The 17,934-nt window shown below is 40.1% G+C and carries 17 protein-coding genes and 1 pseudogene; 3 read left to right on the top strand and 15 right to left on the bottom strand.

Annotated elements, in window-relative coordinates:
• Positions 1-502: 502 nt before the first annotated feature.
• The 3 genes from LB467_RS07330 (at position 503) to LB467_RS07320 (ending at position 7,126) form a co-directional block, all read left to right on the top strand.
• Complete coding sequence (locus LB467_RS07330; protein ID WP_224473381.1) at positions 503-2,305, top strand: DUF885 domain-containing protein; 1,803 nt, start codon at positions 503-505, stop codon at positions 2,303-2,305.
• A 410-nt stretch (positions 2,306-2,715) separates the two neighbouring features.
• On the top strand, positions 2,716-6,165 hold the full coding sequence (locus LB467_RS07325) for a pyruvate carboxylase (protein WP_224473380.1): 3,450 nt from the start codon (positions 2,716-2,718) through the stop codon (positions 6,163-6,165).
• Between the two features lie 301 nt (positions 6,166-6,466).
• Positions 6,467-7,126: a uracil-DNA glycosylase family protein gene (locus tag LB467_RS07320; RefSeq protein WP_224473379.1), complete on the top strand. Its 660-nt coding sequence runs from the start codon at positions 6,467-6,469 to the stop codon at positions 7,124-7,126.
• A 368-nt stretch (positions 7,127-7,494) separates the two neighbouring features.
• Here LB467_RS07320 and LB467_RS07315 read toward each other — a convergent pair whose 3' ends face one another.
• The 15 genes and pseudogenes from LB467_RS07315 to LB467_RS07245 all read right to left on the bottom strand — a co-directional run bounded on the left by LB467_RS07315 (position 7,495) and on the right by LB467_RS07245 (position 17,931).
• On the bottom strand, positions 7,495-7,794 hold the full coding sequence (locus LB467_RS07315; RefSeq protein WP_224473378.1) for a HigA family addiction module antitoxin: 300 nt from the start codon (positions 7,792-7,794) through the stop codon (positions 7,495-7,497).
• Positions 7,795-7,803: 9 nt separating this feature from the next.
• A pseudogene (locus tag LB467_RS07310) lies at positions 7,804-7,952 on the bottom strand (type II toxin-antitoxin system RelE/ParE family toxin); the annotation flags it as partial.
• A gap of 208 nt (positions 7,953-8,160) precedes the next feature.
• Positions 8,161-8,253, bottom strand: coding sequence for a GIY-YIG nuclease family protein (locus LB467_RS07305; RefSeq protein ID WP_237690415.1), 93 nt, complete (start codon positions 8,251-8,253; stop codon positions 8,161-8,163).
• A 761-nt stretch (positions 8,254-9,014) separates the two neighbouring features.
• On the bottom strand, positions 9,015-9,149 hold the full coding sequence (locus LB467_RS07300; RefSeq protein WP_224473376.1) for a 30S ribosomal protein THX: 135 nt from the start codon (positions 9,147-9,149) through the stop codon (positions 9,015-9,017).
• Between the two features lie 3 nt (positions 9,150-9,152).
• The gene (locus tag LB467_RS07295; RefSeq protein ID WP_224473375.1) at positions 9,153-9,296 is read right to left on the bottom strand and encodes a hypothetical protein; all 144 of its coding nucleotides are present in this window, start codon (positions 9,294-9,296) and stop codon (positions 9,153-9,155) included.
• A 79-nt stretch (positions 9,297-9,375) separates the two neighbouring features.
• The gene (trpA, locus tag LB467_RS07290) at positions 9,376-10,143 is read right to left on the bottom strand and encodes a tryptophan synthase subunit alpha (protein ID WP_224473374.1); all 768 of its coding nucleotides are present in this window, start codon (positions 10,141-10,143) and stop codon (positions 9,376-9,378) included.
• Between the two features lie 501 nt (positions 10,144-10,644).
• The gene (trpB, locus tag LB467_RS07285; RefSeq protein ID WP_224473373.1) at positions 10,645-11,826 is read right to left on the bottom strand and encodes a tryptophan synthase subunit beta; all 1,182 of its coding nucleotides are present in this window, start codon (positions 11,824-11,826) and stop codon (positions 10,645-10,647) included.
• A 202-nt stretch (positions 11,827-12,028) separates the two neighbouring features.
• Positions 12,029-12,217, bottom strand: a complete 189-nt coding sequence (locus LB467_RS07280; RefSeq protein ID WP_224473372.1) for a hypothetical protein — start codon at positions 12,215-12,217, stop codon at positions 12,029-12,031.
• The gene (locus tag LB467_RS07275; protein WP_237690412.1) at positions 12,180-12,797 is read right to left on the bottom strand and encodes a phosphoribosylanthranilate isomerase; all 618 of its coding nucleotides are present in this window, start codon (positions 12,795-12,797) and stop codon (positions 12,180-12,182) included. Before LB467_RS07275 ends, LB467_RS07280 begins: the two co-directional genes overlap by 38 nt.
• 234 nt (positions 12,798-13,031) lie before the next feature.
• Entirely contained in the window at positions 13,032-13,823 is a 792-nt protein-coding gene (gene trpC / locus LB467_RS07270) for an indole-3-glycerol phosphate synthase TrpC (protein ID WP_224473370.1), read from the bottom strand.
• Between the two features lie 148 nt (positions 13,824-13,971).
• The gene (gene trpD / locus LB467_RS07265) at positions 13,972-14,964 is read right to left on the bottom strand and encodes an anthranilate phosphoribosyltransferase (RefSeq protein ID WP_224473369.1); all 993 of its coding nucleotides are present in this window, start codon (positions 14,962-14,964) and stop codon (positions 13,972-13,974) included.
• A gap of 152 nt (positions 14,965-15,116) precedes the next feature.
• Positions 15,117-15,683: an anthranilate synthase component II gene (locus tag LB467_RS07260; protein ID WP_224473368.1), complete on the bottom strand. Its 567-nt coding sequence runs from the start codon at positions 15,681-15,683 to the stop codon at positions 15,117-15,119.
• Between the two features lie 165 nt (positions 15,684-15,848).
• Complete coding sequence (locus LB467_RS07255; RefSeq protein ID WP_224473367.1) at positions 15,849-17,243, bottom strand: anthranilate synthase component I family protein; 1,395 nt, start codon at positions 17,241-17,243, stop codon at positions 15,849-15,851.
• A gap of 45 nt (positions 17,244-17,288) precedes the next feature.
• A complete protein-coding gene (locus LB467_RS07250) occupies positions 17,289-17,585 on the bottom strand; it encodes a GIY-YIG nuclease family protein (protein WP_224473366.1) in 297 nt (98 codons plus the stop codon).
• Between the two features lie 151 nt (positions 17,586-17,736).
• Positions 17,737-17,931, bottom strand: coding sequence for a hypothetical protein (locus LB467_RS07245; RefSeq protein ID WP_224473365.1), 195 nt, complete (start codon positions 17,929-17,931; stop codon positions 17,737-17,739).
• Positions 17,932-17,934 lie beyond the last annotated feature (3 nt).

Genomic DNA, 17,934 nt, shown 5'->3' with positions numbered 1-17,934 from the left:
GTTGCATTTTTTATTCTCGGTTCTCGGTTCTCGGTTGTGAGTTTCAGTTTTTTCTGGATTCGTCATCGCGAGCTGAGGGACGAAGCGTGGCGACCTTTTGTGGAGTTCCCCGTCACTTCGTTTCCGACGCGAGTCGCAAGTATCGAGAAGTGCAATGCAGTTAGGACTTCTAATCGTTCTCGATACAGCGTTATTTTCGCTTCCAGCTCAAATACCGCTAATCGAGCTAACGGCCAGAGATTGTGCAATGAAAAATATTAGTGCATCCGTGGCGAAACAACAAACCCAAAACCACAAACAATAAACAGAAAACCGATAACCGCCAATTCACAACAGATAACTGATAACCGATAACCGGAAACTGACCTGTTATCTAACAAGGAACTTATATCGCATTATTGATGGTTTATATTATCGAACTACTTTTCCTTTAAAGATCTATGAACTATTAGCCAATAAATCTCATTTTATTATCTTAGTTACTTCACTTAAAATTTCAGGAATGATCAAAAAAATTATTTTTCCGGTATTGCTGAGCCTGGCACTTACTTCATGTCAGGACAGAGAGACGAATCAGGAGGATCTGGCACTTGCAGCCAGTGCGAAACTTGATACTGTTTTGCATAATTATTATGAAGACGGGCTGCGGTTGAATCCAATTTCGGCAACGACTTCAGGCGATATGCGCTACAATGACCGTTTTCCTAACTTCCTTTCAGACGCTTATGAAGACAGTCTGCGTAATTACTACACCACTTACAAAGAGCAGGTACAGGCAATAGATGACGCCAATCTTTCAGAAACTGAACGCCTCAGCAAGGAAATCCTGCTTTGGGAGACAGAGATTAATCTTGAAGGCCTGGAGTTCGAAAAGAATAAATATATGCCTATTGACCAGATGTGGTCAGTGAACCTTTTTATGGGGCAGCTAGCCAGCGGTATGGGCGCACAGCCTTTTAATACTGTGGAAGATTATAGGAACTGGCTTGGTCGCGTTGAGGGTTATCTTACATGGATGACTTCTGCGGAAGACAGGATGCGCGAAGGAATGGGGCAGGGTTATGTGTTGCCTGCTTCTTTAATTAAGAAAGTGATTCCGCAGTTCGCTTCTATGGCTGAAGGTAATGCTGAAGATCATCTTTTTTTCGGTCCTGTGAACAATTTTCCGGACAATTTTTCTGAAGAAGAGAAAGAACAGCTTACCCGGGAATACGAACAAATGATTGAGGAAAAAGTGATCCCGGCTTATAAAAAGATGCACGACTTTATGGTTGAAGATTACCTGCCGGAAGGGCGCGAGAGCAGCGGAATTGCAGATATTCCCGGCGGAGAGGATTTCTATAAGCACCAGATCAAACTCTATACGACCACCGATATGACTGCTGAAGAGATTCATCAGCTGGGTTTGAACGAGGTGGAGCGCATTTCACAGGAAATGATGGAAGTGAAGGAGGAGGTTGGCTTCGATGGCAGCCTTAAAGAATTCTTCAACCATGTGCGCGAGAGTAAAGATTTAATGCCATACGAATCGGCTGAAGAGGTTATCCAGGGTTTTGAGGATATTCATCAGCGAATGAAACCGAATATCAGCAAACTTTTTAATGTAACCCCAAAAACGGCTTTTGAGGTACGAAGAACTGAAGAGTTCCGAGAGGAATCGGCCAGTGCCGAATATAATCCCGGCTCTCTGGACGGCACCCGCCCCGGAATCTTTTATGTTCCTGTGCCCGATGCTTCTTCATATAATGTGTACAGCGATGAATCTCTGTTTCTACACGAAGCCATTCCGGGACATCATTATCAGATCTCTTTAACCCAGGAAAATGAGGAGCTGCCCGACTTCAGAAAAACCCTTTGGTACAGCGGCTATGGAGAAGGCTGGGCGCTTTATTCGGAATCCCTCGGAAAAGAACTGGGTCTTTATACCGATCCTTACCAGTACTTCGGAACCCTTGGTGCAGAAATGCATCGTGCGGTGCGGCTGGTGGTCGACACAGGGCTGCACAGCAAAGGCTGGACCCGCGAAGAGGCGATCCAGTATTCCCTGGATAACGAAGCAGAACCGGAAGCCAGTGTGATTTCAGAAATTGAGAGATATATGGCGAATCCGGGGCAGGCTTTGTCCTATAAGATCGGTCAGCTTAAGATTCAGGAGCTCCGGGAGAAGGCAAAAACAGAACTTGGGGATCAATTTGATATCCGCGAGTTTCATACGCAGGTACTGGAAACAGGTGCCGTGCCCTTGCAATTGCTGGAGAATAAGATCAATCGTTGGATTGGTGAAGTGAAGAATAGCGAGAGCTAGAAAAATAATAGGTTTTAAAAAGGGCCCTTTTTGAATACTATTTCAGGAAGGGCCTTTTTGTATTTATAAGGGGAGAAACTCTACGAACCTTAAACTACAAACAGAATTATAAAAGCTTTTAATTGTATATCCGCTAATAGACCCAAAAGGCAAAATTGAAATAAAGTGTCACGTCGAGCGCCAGCCCGACTAGGTACTGGCGGGCAGTCGAGACGTTTTTGTTTGACCCTTCGACCAAAGCTTGTCTTGAGCGAAGTCGAAAGGCTCAGGGTGACAAAAACTGTTTTTAGGTTTCTAAACGGATAAGCATAACTTTTATATAAAATTTAGCATAAAAAACACCTATTCTTCTGAATGTTTTAATAGTTTACAGCAACAACTGAGTATTGCTAACTAACTAAATTAAAAACATGAAGATTCAGAAAGTATTGGTGGCCAATCGTGGGGAGATCGCGATTCGAATTTTTAGGGCCTGCACCGAAATAGGAATAAGAACCGTAGGTATTTTTACCTTTGAAGACCGCTACTCCCTCCACCGCTATAAAGCCGATGAATCTTACCAAATTGGCCCTGATAAAGAGCCTTTAAAACCTTACCTGGATATAGATGCCATTATTAACCTGGCCAAAAAGGTGGGTGCCGATGCTATTCATCCCGGTTACGGATTCCTTTCTGAAAATGCCAATTTAGCTCAGGCCTGCAAGGACAACGATATTATTTTTGTTGGTCCCGAGGTATCGGTTTTAAAGAGTCTGGGCGATAAAGTCACGGCAAAAACAGTGGCTGTAAAGAATAATGTTCCGGTAATTCAGAGTAACGAGAAGGAACTCGAAAGCCTGGAAATTGCCATAGAAGAGGCTAAACGAATAGGTTATCCTATTATGCTGAAAGCCGCCAGCGGTGGGGGTGGCCGTGGAATGCGGGTGCTTAGGGAAGAAGCCGAATTGAAAAAAGCTTTTTCAGAATCTAAACGTGAGGCCCTCAACGCCTTTGGGGATGATACCGTTTTTATCGAGAAATTCATTGAAAATCCCAAACATATAGAGATCCAGATCGTGGGTGATAACCACGGGAATATGGTACACCTTTTTGAAAGGGACTGCTCGGTGCAGCGCCGATATCAAAAGGTAATCGAGTTTGCGCCCTCCCATAACCTGGATCAAACCATCAAAGAGAAACTTTACGAATATGCCATTAATATTTGCAAAGCGGTTAATTATAATAATATTGGTACCGTAGAATTTCTGGTAGACCAGGATGGAAGTATTTACTTTATCGAGGTAAACCCCAGGATTCAGGTAGAACATACCGTTACCGAAGTCGTAACAGGAATAGACCTGGTGAAAACCCAGTTATTTGTTGCCGGTGGCTATAAATTAAGCGACGAGCAGATCAAAATTAAAGATCAGGCGTCCTTAAGCACCAACGGTTTTGCCCTGCAATGTAGGATCACAACCGAGGATCCTGCGAACGATTTTCAACCCGATTACGGTACGATTACCACTTACAGAAGTGCTTCCGGATTTGGGATTCGACTGGATGCCGGGAGTCTGTATCAGGGTGTGACTATTTCACCATTTTTCGATTCTATGTTGGTAAAGGTTTCTGCCAGCGGGAGAACCCTTGATGGCGCCTGTAGAAAAATGCGCCGGGCATTGGCCGAATTCAGAATTCGAGGAGTGAAAACCAATATTCCGTTTTTAGATAATATCCTTCAGCATGAGAAATTCAGGGATGGGAGCGTAACCGTGAATTTTATCGCCAATAATCCCGATCTTTTTAAACTAAAGGAAACCCGTAACCGTGCTACCAGAATGGTAGAATTTCTAGGTGACGTAGTGGTGAACGGAAATCCCGATGTAAAGGATATAACAGAAAAACCGAAGCTTATTAAAGCTGAAGTTCCTGAATTTGATCCTCATGCGGCTTATCCAAAGGGAACTAAGGATTTACTCACCGAACTCGGCCCGGAGAAGTTTGCCGAATGGTTAAAGAATGAAAAGAAAATCCATTTTACCGATACTACTTTTCGCGATGCGCACCAGAGTTTACTGGCCACCAGGATGCGGAGTATAGATATGCTGAAAGTGGCTGAAGGTTTTGCCAAAAACCATCCCGAAACTTTTAGTATGGAAGTTTGGGGTGGCGCCACCTTCGACGTTTGCCTTAGGTTTCTAAAGGAAGATCCCTGGGAGCGTTTGCAATTACTTAGAAAAGCAATGCCAAATATCTTACTGCAAATGCTGATGCGCGGTTCCAACGGCGTGGGCTATACCGCTTATCCCGATAATTTAATCGAAAAATTTGTTGCTGAAGCCTGGGAAAACGGAGTGGATATTTTCAGAATTTTTGATTCCTTAAACTGGATGAAATCCATCGCGCCCTGTATAGAATACGTGCGCAAGAATACTTCAGGGATTGCGGAAGCTTCTATTTGCTATACCGGAGATCTTCTGGATAAAAATAGCAAATACGATCTGGAATATTACCTTCAGCTGGCTAAAGATATCGAAAATGCCGGAGCGCATATTTTAGCGATAAAAGATATGGCTGGACTGTTAAAACCTTATGCTGCCGGTGAACTGATTTCCGCATTAAAATCGGAAATAAATATACCCGTGCATTTGCATACGCACGATACTTCATCTATACAGGCGGCTACTTATTTAAAAGCGATAGAAGCCGGGGTAGATGTGGTAGATGTAGCACTGGGCGGACTTTCCGGACTTACCTCGCAGCCTAACTTCAATTCTCTGGTGGAAATGACGCAATCCAGTGAGCGTAAAGCCGATTTCAATATGGAGAAGCTCAACGAATATTCACATTACTGGGAAGCGGTGAGAAAATATTACTTTCCTTTTGAAAGTGGACTTAAAGCCGGAACCGCCGATGTATACAAACACGAAATTCCCGGTGGGCAATATTCCAACCTAAAACCCCAGGCCGAGTCTCTAGGTTTGGCTTCCAGGTTCCACGAGATCACCGCGATGTATTCTAAGGTAAATAAACTCTTTGGGAATATTATTAAAGTAACACCAAGTAGTAAGGTGGTGGGCGATATGGCGCAATACCTGGTGAGCAATAATTTGAGTATAGAAGATGTGCTGGAAAAAGGTGAAAATCTTTCTTTCCCGCAGTCGGTGGTAAATTTCTTTAAAGGTGACCTTGGTCAACCTTACGGCGGTTTTCCGGCTGAGGTGCAGAAGATCGTCCTAAAAGATCAAAAACCCTATACCGATAGGCCTAATGCGCATTTGGAGCCTATAGATTTTGAAAAGGAATTTAAAGAATTCTGCGATATTTTTAGCGAAGGAATGGGCCGAAAGCTGGAAATGACCGATTTCCTTTCCTATAAATTATATCCAAAGGTCTTTACAGAATATTTTAATCACTACCGAAAATTTGGCGAAGTGATGAATATCCCCAGCCCTAATTTTTTCTATGGAATGCAACCCGGCGAAGAAATCACGGTGGAAATGGATAAAGGAAAAACCTTGCTTATTGAATTCCTATCGGTAGGAACTGCAGATGAAGACGGACTGGTAGATGCGTTCTTTAAAGTAAACGGACAAACCAGGACGGTAAAAATTCAGGATAAGTCGGTTAAGGTTGAAAAAGTTGTGCATCAAAAGATCGATAAATCCAATGATAAGGAAGTCGGGGCACCTATACAGGGTTCTATTTCTTCAGTTTTAGTCGAAAAAGGACAGAAAGTTAAAAAGAATGAACCTTTATTTGTGATTGAAGCGATGAAAATGGAAACCACCATCACCGCCACTAAAGACGGCGAAATAGATGAAATAATCCATAAAGAAAGCACCATGGTCTTTGCTAACGATTTAGTAATTAAACTCAAATAAACCATAAAGCAATTCTCGGCCTACCGAAAATTTAACGTAAGATTTGAAGCGAAAACCACGTAAAATTTTAGGCTGTTTGAGCCAAAAAAACTTTTAAAGTTTAATTTACTGTGATGGCGAGTTCCTAAAATTTAGTGGTGGAGCGATAAATCTAGTTTAAGTTTCGTAAGCCTAGACTTTTTTGTTTCTTTTTTGGGCAATGCAAAAAGAAAAAGCAAATCATGAAGTAGTTCATTGAAGTTTTATCATTTATAATTGCATCAACATTTTATTATATAAACCCCACAAACATTAAAAAAAGATGTTTCACCACACGCATCCCTATGACCCTTTTATTCCGGAAAATGCTACAAAATTAATCGTTGGAACTTTGCCACCACCTCGATTTACAAAAAGACAATTAAAGCAAGGTGACGTTGATTTTTGTTACGGAAGCCGCGATGGACTCCTATGGATCGTACTCGATAATATTTTTGGACTCGATCTTAAATTTGAAACTACCGAAGAAGCTGTAAGACAGCGTAAAGAGTTTCTAAAAGAACGAGGGATAGGAATCTGCGATATGGTAGAAAGTAGTAGGAGGGAAAAAATAGACGCTTCAGACCTTGGAATGCAGGAAGTGGAGCTTCGGAATATGATTGGAATTTTAAAAGAAAACCCAGAAATTGACACGCTGCTTTTTACCGGTGGAAATTCCAAAAATGGACCTGAATATTTTTTCCGAAGGCATTTGAAAAAGATAGATAGTGATATCCGGTTAAAAGTGATTTCTAATGAAGTTCCCAGGGTGCATCAATTTATCCTGGACGGCCGACTCATAAGGACAGTTTCCCTAACAGCACCTTCCGGCTCGGCCAACCGTGCTATTGGGAGTATGGAGCTTTACAAGCAACTCAAACAAAAAGATAAAGATTTTAATACTATAGATTTTCGGGTGATGCAGTATAGGGAGTGGTTTTAACCAACTCGTTATCTCAAGTGAAGAACGAGCGCTGGGAGGTTAACCGTCGCTTCGAGTGGTCCCGATGCAATCGGTAGTGTATCGAGAAGTGAATGCAGTTAGAACTTCCAAAGGTTCTCGATACAGCGCTATTTTCGCTTTCAGCTCCAATATCGCCACTGACAGCTAATTAATGTGTAATTCCTTTTAAGAAAATTGAATTAAACAAGAACAGATTGCCACGGCCTGCTATCGCAGTCCTCACAATTACGCTGATTTTCTTGTTTCGTCATCGCGAGCGAAAAGTAACGAAGCGCGGCGATCTCTCGATTGACTAAAGCTTGCTGTCATTTTGAGTGTCATCGATGAAAAATCCGTTATTAGCCGGGTTATGCTAAGTTGTTTTCTAAGGGGTTTATGTCATTAAACTCTTTTCCCTTTAAAGATTTTTCTTCCTCCAAATCATAATCATCTTGTAATCCCAACCAAAATTTAGCAGATGTTCCAAAATATTTTGCAAAACGAATTGCTGTATCAGCAGTTATTCTTCTTCTCTTTTTTATAATTTCACTAATTCGTGTTTGCGGAATAAAGGTTTCTTTGGAAAGGCGGTAAGCACTAATTTCCATTGGATCTAAAAATTCCTCCTTTAAAATTTCTCCGGGATGTATATTATTTAATTTTTTCATATTACAATTTTAATGATAGTCAACAATTTGAACTTCAAAAGCATATCATTTTCCCATTTAAAAATGATTCTCCACTGTTTATTAATTCTAATGCTATAAAATCCCTCCAGGCTTCCGCTAAGTTTTTCTAAGTGATTGGCAGGAGGAATCCCTACGTCCTGTTATCCCGAAAGCCTTCGGGATCGTTTCAGCATCTAACATGAATGTGATTTTAATCTAGTTATAAATCCTCATAGAAATCTTTTAACTCAGGATTTAAAGATTTAACCAAATTCCATTTCCAGTTTTTACGCCAGTTTTTTAATTGTTTTTCTCTAGCTATGGCTTGGTTAATATCGGTAAGTTCCTCGAAATAAATTAGAACTTTCAGATTATATTTCGGGTAAATGTAGAGCCCATTTTATTTTTATGCTCGGTAATACGCGTTTTTAAATTTGAAATAACACCTATATAAAGCATGCTTCTTGTAGAATTTGAAAGAATGTAGATATAGCTGTTCTGCATTTTTAAATTTAGAAAAACTTTAGTTGAACTTAGACCCCGAAATAAACCCGCCTGAATGGAAGGGCAGGTTCAGGGTGACGATATTTTCCGAAGAAAAGAATTTCAATGAATTACCATTGACGTATTTCTAAAATCCTGATATTCAGGCTTGTTTTTATAATTCAAAAAGAAACTTACCTGGTTTGGAAGTTTCCTTTTTCATTTTTTGTGTGTATTCCTCTCACTCCGTTCGTCGGATACAATTAAAACGAAACAAAAAAGGGCGCCCTATGTGGAGGTGTTTTTTTGGCAACAAGGCCAAAAAACCGCAAATCAGCAGCTAAATTTTTTCCAGGCCCCTTCAACTCCACTCAGGACAAGCTTTCAAAAATTATTAACGCTGCTGATTTTCTACACTCACACACGGAGTTTAAAACTCGCTTTGCTCGAAAACGTCATTTTCCTCCGCTAGGTAATTTTTTTTATCACGGGTCTCAGAATGACGTGCCACACGTCATGCTGAACTTGTTTCAGCATCTAGCACGAATAGAACCGAAAAATTTCATTTTAACTTAGACCCTGAAATAAATTCAGGGTGACGGTAATATGTAAAAAGATACTGCTAAATCGGATGAACCTAACGTTGACGGGGATTACAAAATTGCGTAAAAACAAAAACCCTGAATCTAAAAGCATAACTTCTAAATTCAGGGTTTCCAGACGTAGTCAACTTACAACTACTCTAATTCTTTCTTTTCCTGCTCGGCCATGGTGGTTGGTTTTACCTTAAACTTTTTACGTTTAGGGCGTAGTCTTCCATGTGTGCCTATTGCAATTTTTCCTCGTTTCGTTTTTCTGTCGCCTCGTCCCATAAATTACTTTTTGTTCTGTTGGTCTTTTATGGTTTTTTCATCATAATCCACCTTGTTAGTCCGTTTTTTGGTATCTCCGGTAGGGTTGGTAGGATTTTCCTGTTTTTTATCTCTTTTCCTTTTGTTATCTTCAATTGGGCCTCCCATAATTTTAATTTTTATTGGTTCACTCACTAAGATAAGAAACGAGAGTCTTAAAACCTCCCAAGAGCATGTTAGAATTTGGTTAAACCGGTCTGATACTTTTTACAAAATCGGCTATCTTATTTTTGCCATTTTTGTTGAGGTGTTTAATAAATGCCGATCCAATTATGGCTCCCTTAGCATATTGAGTTGCCTGCTGAAAGCTTTCGGCATCGCTAATTCCAAAACCAACCACCTGTGGATTTTTGAGTTGCATATCGTTTACTCTTTTGAAATATTTTTTCGTCTCGTCTCCAAATCCACTTGTAGAACCGGTTACACTGGCTGAACTTACCATATAGATAAATCCATTGGAAACCGAATCTATAAATCGAATGCGTTCTTCGGAAGTTTGCGGCGTGATTAAAAATATATTCTGAAGTCCGTTTTCCTCGAAAATCTGCTTGTATTCTTCATTATAAACATCAACCGGAAGATCGGGGATTATAAGTCCGTCAATGCCTGTTTCCGCACATTTCTTACAGAACTTTTCTACACCATACTGAAGAATAGGATTAAAATATCCCATAATAATTAGGGGAATTTCTACAGAATCCCTAATCCCTTTGAGTTGCTCAAAGAGTTTGTTGGTGGTCATTCCACTTTTCAGCGCCCTGGTAGAACTTTCCTGAATGGTTGGTCCATCGGCCAACGGATCGCTAAACGGTAAGCCAATCTCTATAAAATCTACCCCATTTTTTTCCAGTTCCTGAATAATAGAAACCGTATCTCCGGTTTCAGGATAACCTGCTGTAAAATAGATGGAAAGCAATTTTTGTTCTTCCTGAAGTTTTTTATTTATTCTGTTCATTTTCAATAATCTTATAAATCGTCATTCTGAATTTATTTCAGAATCTAATAATTTCTATCCTTCTGCCACGAATACACCAATATTCATTACGAGGGCAGCGCCCGCGGCAATCTTTAATTTATTTTCTCTTCGTTATTCTGTCCCGAAAGTTTTATTTCAGAATCTAATATGTTCAAATTCTTCTGCTACGAATACATGAATATTCTTTACGTCATTGCGAGGGCGTAGCCCGCGGCAATCTGTATTTTTTTTGCGTCATTCTGAATTCATTTCAGAATCTAATACGTTAGAATTTCCGAACTTAAGTTGTACTTAAGTTTCAAATCAGTTTCATCTTAGACTCCCGATAAAAAATCGGGGCAAGCTCTGAAACAAGTTCAGGTTGACGATTAATTCTTAATATTAGAGTTTGCTCCGTCATTGCGAGGGCAGCGCCCGTGGTAATCTTTTCAAACTTTCAGACCTCACAGGTTTTTGAAACCTGTGAGGTCTTGCCATATTTTACAAATCAAAATAATCTATATAAGTACTCAAATCCTTATCCCCACGCCCGGAAAGATTGATCACTATAATATCATCCTTTTTAAACTTTCGGTCTTCAAAAATAGCCAGGGCATGAGAGGTTTCAATAGCGGGAATTATGCCTTCCAGTTTTGCAAGTTCCAAACCGGCATCCATTGCGGCTTTATCGGTAATGGAAATAAATTCTCCGCGACCACTTCTAAATAAATTAGCATGCATTGGTCCGACACCCGGATAATCAAGGCCGGCGGAGATCGAGTAAGGTTCGGTAATTTGTCCGTCGTCGGTTTGCATTAGCAGGGTTTTACTACCGTGAATAATGCCTTCTTTTCCCAATGCAGAAGTGGCAGCACTTTCACCGCTTTGAATACCTTTTCCAGCTGCTTCAACCGCGATAATCCCAACTTCAGGATTATCTAGATAATGATAATAAGCCCCGGCAGCATTGCTTCCCCCACCTACACAGGCCACAACATAATCAGGATTTTCACGACCTTCTTTTTCTTTTAACTGAACCTTAATTTCTTCGGAAATCACCGCCTGAAATCGTGCTACCATATCGGGATAGGGGTGGGGGCCCACCACCGAACCAATGATATAATGCGTGTCCAGCGGATTATTGATCCAATCCCGAATCGCCTCGTTGGTGGCATCTTTTAGCGTTCTACTACCAGATTTTGCTGGAACCACTGTGGCACCAAGCATCTTCATACGGGCCACGTTTGGTGCCTGTCGCTCAATATCAACCTCGCCCATGTAAACGATACATTCAATGCCCATAAGCGCACAAACAGTAGCGGTGGCAACACCGTGCTGGCCTGCGCCGGTTTCAGCGATAATACGGTCTTTACCCAGGCGTTTTGCCATTAAAATCTGCCCTACGGTATTATTTATTTTGTGCGCCCCGGTATGGCAAAGGTCTTCACGCTTTAGATAGATTTTGGTACCGTATTTTTTACTGAATCTTTCTGCATAATAAAGCGGGGTTGGGCGCCCCACATAATCGCGCAGCAAATCTTTAAATTCCTTTTGAAAAGATTCCTCTTTCATAATATCCAGGTACTGCAAACGCAATTCCTCTACATTTGGATAAAGCATTTCGGGAATAAAAGCACCCCCAAAATCGCCGTAATATCCTTTTTCGTTAGCCTGATAGCTCATTTTTATTTGTTTTATTTATACCTGACCTACAAGGTTTAGGAAACCTTAGAGGACTTTTGTTTAGTAGCTTTCGCCACGAATACACTAATATTTTTGTTTCAACTTTGTTTAAAGCCTGTAGCAAGTTTTTACGTCATTCTGAATTTATTTCAGAATCTAAATTGTTAGAGACTTCAAATTCTAATTTTTTGCCATGAATACACTAATATTTTAATTCGTCAATACCGAAGTTTTTATAATTTAAAACTCCAAACTCCAAACTCCAAACTCCAAACTCCAAACTCCAAACTCCAAACTCCAAACTCCAAACTCCAAAACTGACAACCGACAACTCATAACCGAGAACCGACAAATCATAACCGCTTTGTAAACGCTGACAGCTTTTCAACATTTTTAAAACCCGGCTGCTCTTCAAATTTACTATTTACATCTATGGCATACAGTAAATTTTCCTTTGCATTTTGCTGAAAATAAGCCTTTAGTTTTTTGATTTCCTCAACTTCCTCCGGCCCGATTCCCCCGCTGAGGAAAAAAGGTTTTTCCGAAGGATATTCTTTTAAAATCTCCCAGTTAAAAGTGATCCCATTTCCGCCTTTGTTTTTTCCTTTAGTGTCAAAAAGGAAATAATCTACAACAGCTTCATATTCTTCTAAACGCTCAAAATCAAAATCGTCTTTTACAGAAAACACCTTAATTATTTCCACCGGAGTTTCGATTAAAAGTGTTTTTAGTTCAGCGCAAAATGCCGCAGTTTCATCTCCGTGAAGCTGAACCGCGTTAAGATCGTGTGTTTTAACCTTTTCAAGGATTACCTTGATTTCTTCATTTACAAATACACCGGTTTTTTTGATTGCTGAAGGGATTTCCGGGATTTCGGCATCAAAATTTCTTGGGGTTTTTTCGTAAAATATAAAACCCATGTAGTCAGGCTGAAGTTTTGCAACTTCGCTTATGTTTTCGGGGTTTTTCATCCCGCATATTTTGAGTTTTAGATTTTTCATTTTTACTAGTCTTTAAGCACCTCCCCCTTCGGGTACTTCTCCTTAAAAGGAGGAGAGCAGGTGCCGGTTATATTTTCGTCATCCTGAACTTGTTTCAGAGCTTGCTCCGATTTTTTTCGGAGATCTAAGTTATTGATAATCCAAACTTATTAGAAGCTGAAACAAGTTCAGCTTGACGTAAACAAGACTTCTGAGATAGTTCAGCTACCTATATGTATTCAATTCTTTTACAAACGCTGCTGCTGCTTTGCCGGGATTGTTTGTTTTCATAAAATTCTCACCGATTAAAAAGCCTTTATAACCATATTCTAGCAAATCTTTGATCGCTTCAACCGAGCTGATTCCGCTTTCGGAAACTTTTACAAAATCTTCAGGGATCTGTTCTGAAAGTTCCTTGCTGATATCGGTGCTGACTTCAAAAGTCTTCAGATTCCGGTTATTTACGCCCAGCATATCAAGACTCGGCATAATGGATTTTTGTAATTCTTCTTCATTGTGAACTTCCAGCAATACCTCCAGTCCTATGCTTTTAGCAAATTCTGAAAGCTTTTTTATTTGCTCCCTTTCCAAAACTGCGGCAATAAGTAAAATAACATCGGCACCGTGGGCTTTGGCTTCCAGGAGTTGGTATTCATCAATAATAAACTCTTTGCGCAACAATGGCATTTTAACCGCAGCACGGGCATAAAGCAGATCGTCTAAAGAGCCGCCAAAATATTTGCCATCGGTGAGTACCGACATTCCCGAAATACCTGCTTCCTCATAGCCTTTGGCAACATCTTCCACATTTAAATCCTGATTGATAACCGATTTAGAAGGCGATCGCCTTTTATGTTCGGCAATGATCCCGGTTTTGCTGTTTCTTAGCTCTTCGGCTAAAGAAACTGTTTGCCGTTCAAAAAGCGCCGATTGCTCCAATTGTGAAATGGGAACTACCAGTTTTTTTAGGAGCAGTTCTTTGTGTTTATCGGCTATTATTTTGTCTAAAATATTCATATTTTTCTGCTGTCAGTTCTCAGTTATGAGTTCTCTGTTTTTCCTTAACGTCATTGCGAGGGTGAAGCCTGTGGCAATCTGTTGTTGAAATTCGGTATTCTGTTCAAAAGATTGCTTCAGTCGTGCCGCCTTCGCAATGACGAATATTTTACTTACTTAAATCCTGCAATTTCTCCAGCGCTTTTAAAGCTTTCCCCGAATTTATAGATTCCCGGGCAGTTTCAAAACCTTCTTTGGCACTTATTTGCTTTGCGGTAGCGATAGCCATTCCAGCGTTGGCGCAAACCACGTTATTTTGTGCCTCGGTGCCTTTTCCTTTTAAAATATTCACAAAAATTTCTGCTGAACTTTCTATAGAACCGCCCCCGGCAATGTCTTCCTGTTTTAAGGTTTCAACTCCGAAATCTTCCGGACTTAACATGCCTTCAGAATTGTTGGAAATGGTTTTGGTATTTCCGGTGAGGGAAATTTCATCATAACCATCAAGGGCGTGCAAAATAGTGAAATTCTTATCGGTGTTTTGATATAAATAGCCATACATTCTGGCCAGTTCCAGGTTAAAAACTCCCACCAGTTGATTCTTAGGAAACGCAGGATTTACCATTGGCCCAAGCATATTGAAAAAAGTTTTTACCGCCAAAGATTTCCTGATAGGCGCCACGTTTTTCATCGCCGGGTGGAATAGGGGAGCGTGCAAAACGCAAATTCCCGATTTAGCGATACATTTTTCCAGAAATCCGGCATCGTTACTAAATTTAATCCCAAGGCTTTCCATCACATTAGAACTTCCGCTTACCGACGAAACCCCGTAGTTTCCGTGTTTAGCCACATTAACTCCGGCGCCGGCGGTTACAAAAGAGGAGGTTGTTGAAATATTAAAAGTATCTTTTCCATCGCCCCCGGTTCCGCAGAGATCTATGGGATTATAATCGCTTAAATCTATTGCCACACAAAGTTCCAGCAGTGCATCCCGAAAACCCTCCAGTTCTTCTATGGTAATGCTACGCATCATATAAACCGTTAGAAATGCGGCTATCTGACTTTCATTATATTCTCCGTTGGAAATGCTGAAAAGCGCCTGTTTCGCCTCATCTTTAGATATGGTTTCGTGGTTAATGAGTCTGTTTAGTAGTTCTTTCATAACTTATTTTGTCATCCCCGTGAAGACGGGAATCTGTTTTTAATTACTCTCCGGTCACTCCCACGTAGGTGGGAGCCTATTTTAGTTCTAACATTGCTTTTTAGAGATTTCCGCCTGTACTGAAATAAATTCAGCACGAGCTGTGGAAATGACTAGGACTCTACCCAATTTTGAATCATTTTCTTCCCATCGGGAGTTAACACCGATTCCGGGTGAAACTGAACGCCACGCACATCAAATTCACGATGACGAAGCGACATAATTTGTCCGTTTTCATCATAAGAGGTTGCTTCCAGGGAGTCGGGGAGTTCTTTTAAAACTACCCAGGAATGGTAACGGCCAACATTCATCGTTTTTGGTAAGCCCTTAAAAAGTGGTTCGTCATCTACGCAGAGGTCCATCGTGGTGGCAATGCCGTGATAAACGGATTCTAAATTGCCTAATTTTCCGCCGAAAACTTCTCCTATGGCTTGTTGCCCAAGACAAACACCCAGAATACTTTTTGTTGAGGCATACTTTTCTATAATGGGTTTTAGCAAACCGGCTTCTTCAGGGATTCCCGGTCCTGGAGAAAGCAGGATCTTATCGTATTTTTCTACATCTTCCAGTTCCAGTTGGTCGTTTCTTACAACCGTAACTTCACAATCCAATTCTTCTAAATAATGCACAAGGTTGTACACAAAAGAATCGTAATTATCTATAACTAATATTTTTTTCATTCTACCTGGTATGAAATTCTATTTTAATTTTTTAATCACTAAGACTCACGTCAATCTGAACTTGTTTCAGATTCTAATATTATTAATTATCAACCTGTTGGATCTCCAAAAAAAATCGGAGCAAGCTCTGAAATGAATTCAGGATGACGAATAGTTTTAATTCTTTTAAATATCCTCAGCAATATCCAATGCTTTGGTTAATGCTCCGAGTTTATTGTAAACTTCCTGTAATTCGTTTTCTTCTACAGATTCTGAAACCACTCCCGCGCCGGCTTGGTAGTGCAACTGATGGTCTTTACTTACAAACGAGCGAATAATGATCGCGTGGTTAAAGTTTCCGTGGAAATCCATAAATCCAATAGCACCACCGTAGGCATCACGATTTACATTTTCATATTTTTCTATGAGTTTCATCGCGCTGTGTTTTGGTGCACCGCTCAAGGTTCCTGCCGGGAAGGTATCGGCTACCACCTGCATTGTAGGCGTTTTTGGATCTTTGGTGCCGGTGACCTTACTTACCAAATGGATTACGTGTGAGAAAAACTGAATTTCCCGGTATTTCTCCACTTTTACATTATTCCCGTGCCGACTAAGATCGTTGCGGGCAAGATCTACCAGCATTACGTGTTCGGCATTTTCTTTTTCATCTGCAGCGAGTTTTTTGGCCAGTTCGGCATCTTCCTCATCGTTTCCGGTACGTTTAAAAGTTCCGGCGATGGGATGAATTTCTGCCTGACCGTCCTGAACCACGAGTTGCGCTTCGGGAGAACTTCCGAAGATTTTAAAGTTTCCGTAGTCAAAATAGAAAAGGTAGGGGGAAGGATTTACACTTCGCAAAGCTCTGTAAACATTAAATTCGTCTCCTTTAAATTTTTGCGAAAACCTGCGGGAAAGCACAATTTGAAAAACATCACCGCGATAACAGTGTTTTTTTCCAAGTCTTACATTGGCTTTAAACTCTTCATCAGTTAGGTTTGAAACTGGTTCCTGCTGACGTTCAAAATTATATGTCGCGAAATTTTTAACCTTAATAAGCTGTTCGATTTCAGGGATTTTTGAATCGCTATCGTAACTATGATCAAAAATATAAGCTTCGTTATTGAAATGATTAATTGCGATTATATTTTGGTACACCGCATAATAAATATCCGGAATCTTAAGATCACCATTTCGTTTTTTGATCTCCAGATCTTCAAAATACCGAACTCCATCGTAAGCGATATAACCAAAAAGCCCATTATTGATGAATTTAAAATCGGAATCTTCAGCCTTAAATTGTTTTGAAAATTCCTGGATTTTAAGCGGTACGTTTACTTCGGGAGTAATTTGAATAGTGTTTTTGCTTCCGTCAGGAAAAACTTCAGTGATAACTTCATTTTGAATTTTAATAGAAGCAATAGGGTTGCAGCAGATATACGAGAAACTGTTATCGTTGGCGTGGTAATCGCTACTTTCCAGGAGTAGGCTATTGGGGTATTTGTCCCGGACCTTAAGATAAACACTCACCGGTGTAATGGTATCTGCCAGGAGTTTTTTATGGGTAGTGGTTAGTTGGTACATAAATTGTTTTTTGTCACTTCCGCGAAGGCGGAAGTCTATTTTCTATTATTTAAATCTTATAGTCAAATCTTCCCAATCGGGATTAAAATCGTTTATTAGGTTTATTTTCCAAAGACGATTCCATTTTTTTAGTTGTTTTTCCCTTTTAATCGCCAATGACGGATATTCAAATTTTTCATAGTATACTAGTTTATTAAGTCGGTATCTGCTGCTAAAACTCTTTAGGCTTCGATTTTTGTGTTGATATAATCTTTGCTTTAAATTTCCAGTCATTCCAATATATAATGTTCCATTTTTACGATTTGTAATTATGTAAACATGATATTGGTAGTCGTTATTCATCTTAATTTTTAGTCACTCCCGCGAAGGCGGGAGTCTATTTTTTTAGTTTATTGCTTTTTAGATTTCCGCCTTCGCGGAAATGACTATATGCCTAAACAAAAAAGGCCTGTCGTGAGACAAGCCTTTTGTATGAATTTATACTATAGCGATGTTACTTCACGACGTTTGACGTAAATTGTTCCACCACCAGGTATTTGTTGTATTGATTTTCATATTTCATTAAATGCCCACTATGGGCTTTCATTGCTTCAAAGATAGAAAGCATATTTAAATAAACAAGTGAAATTCCTAAAAAGAAAGCCGGAAAAGCAATTTTAACTTTTCCGGCCGGAATTGTGCAATTCAACTA

The sequence above is a fragment of the Salegentibacter tibetensis genome (assembly GCF_020164485.1).
In the GTDB taxonomy this organism is placed as follows: Bacteria; Bacteroidota; Bacteroidia; order Flavobacteriales; family Flavobacteriaceae; genus Salegentibacter; species Salegentibacter tibetensis.
The sequence above is the reverse complement of the archived record's forward strand: the minus strand, read 5'-3'. Positions and strand labels throughout refer to the sequence as shown.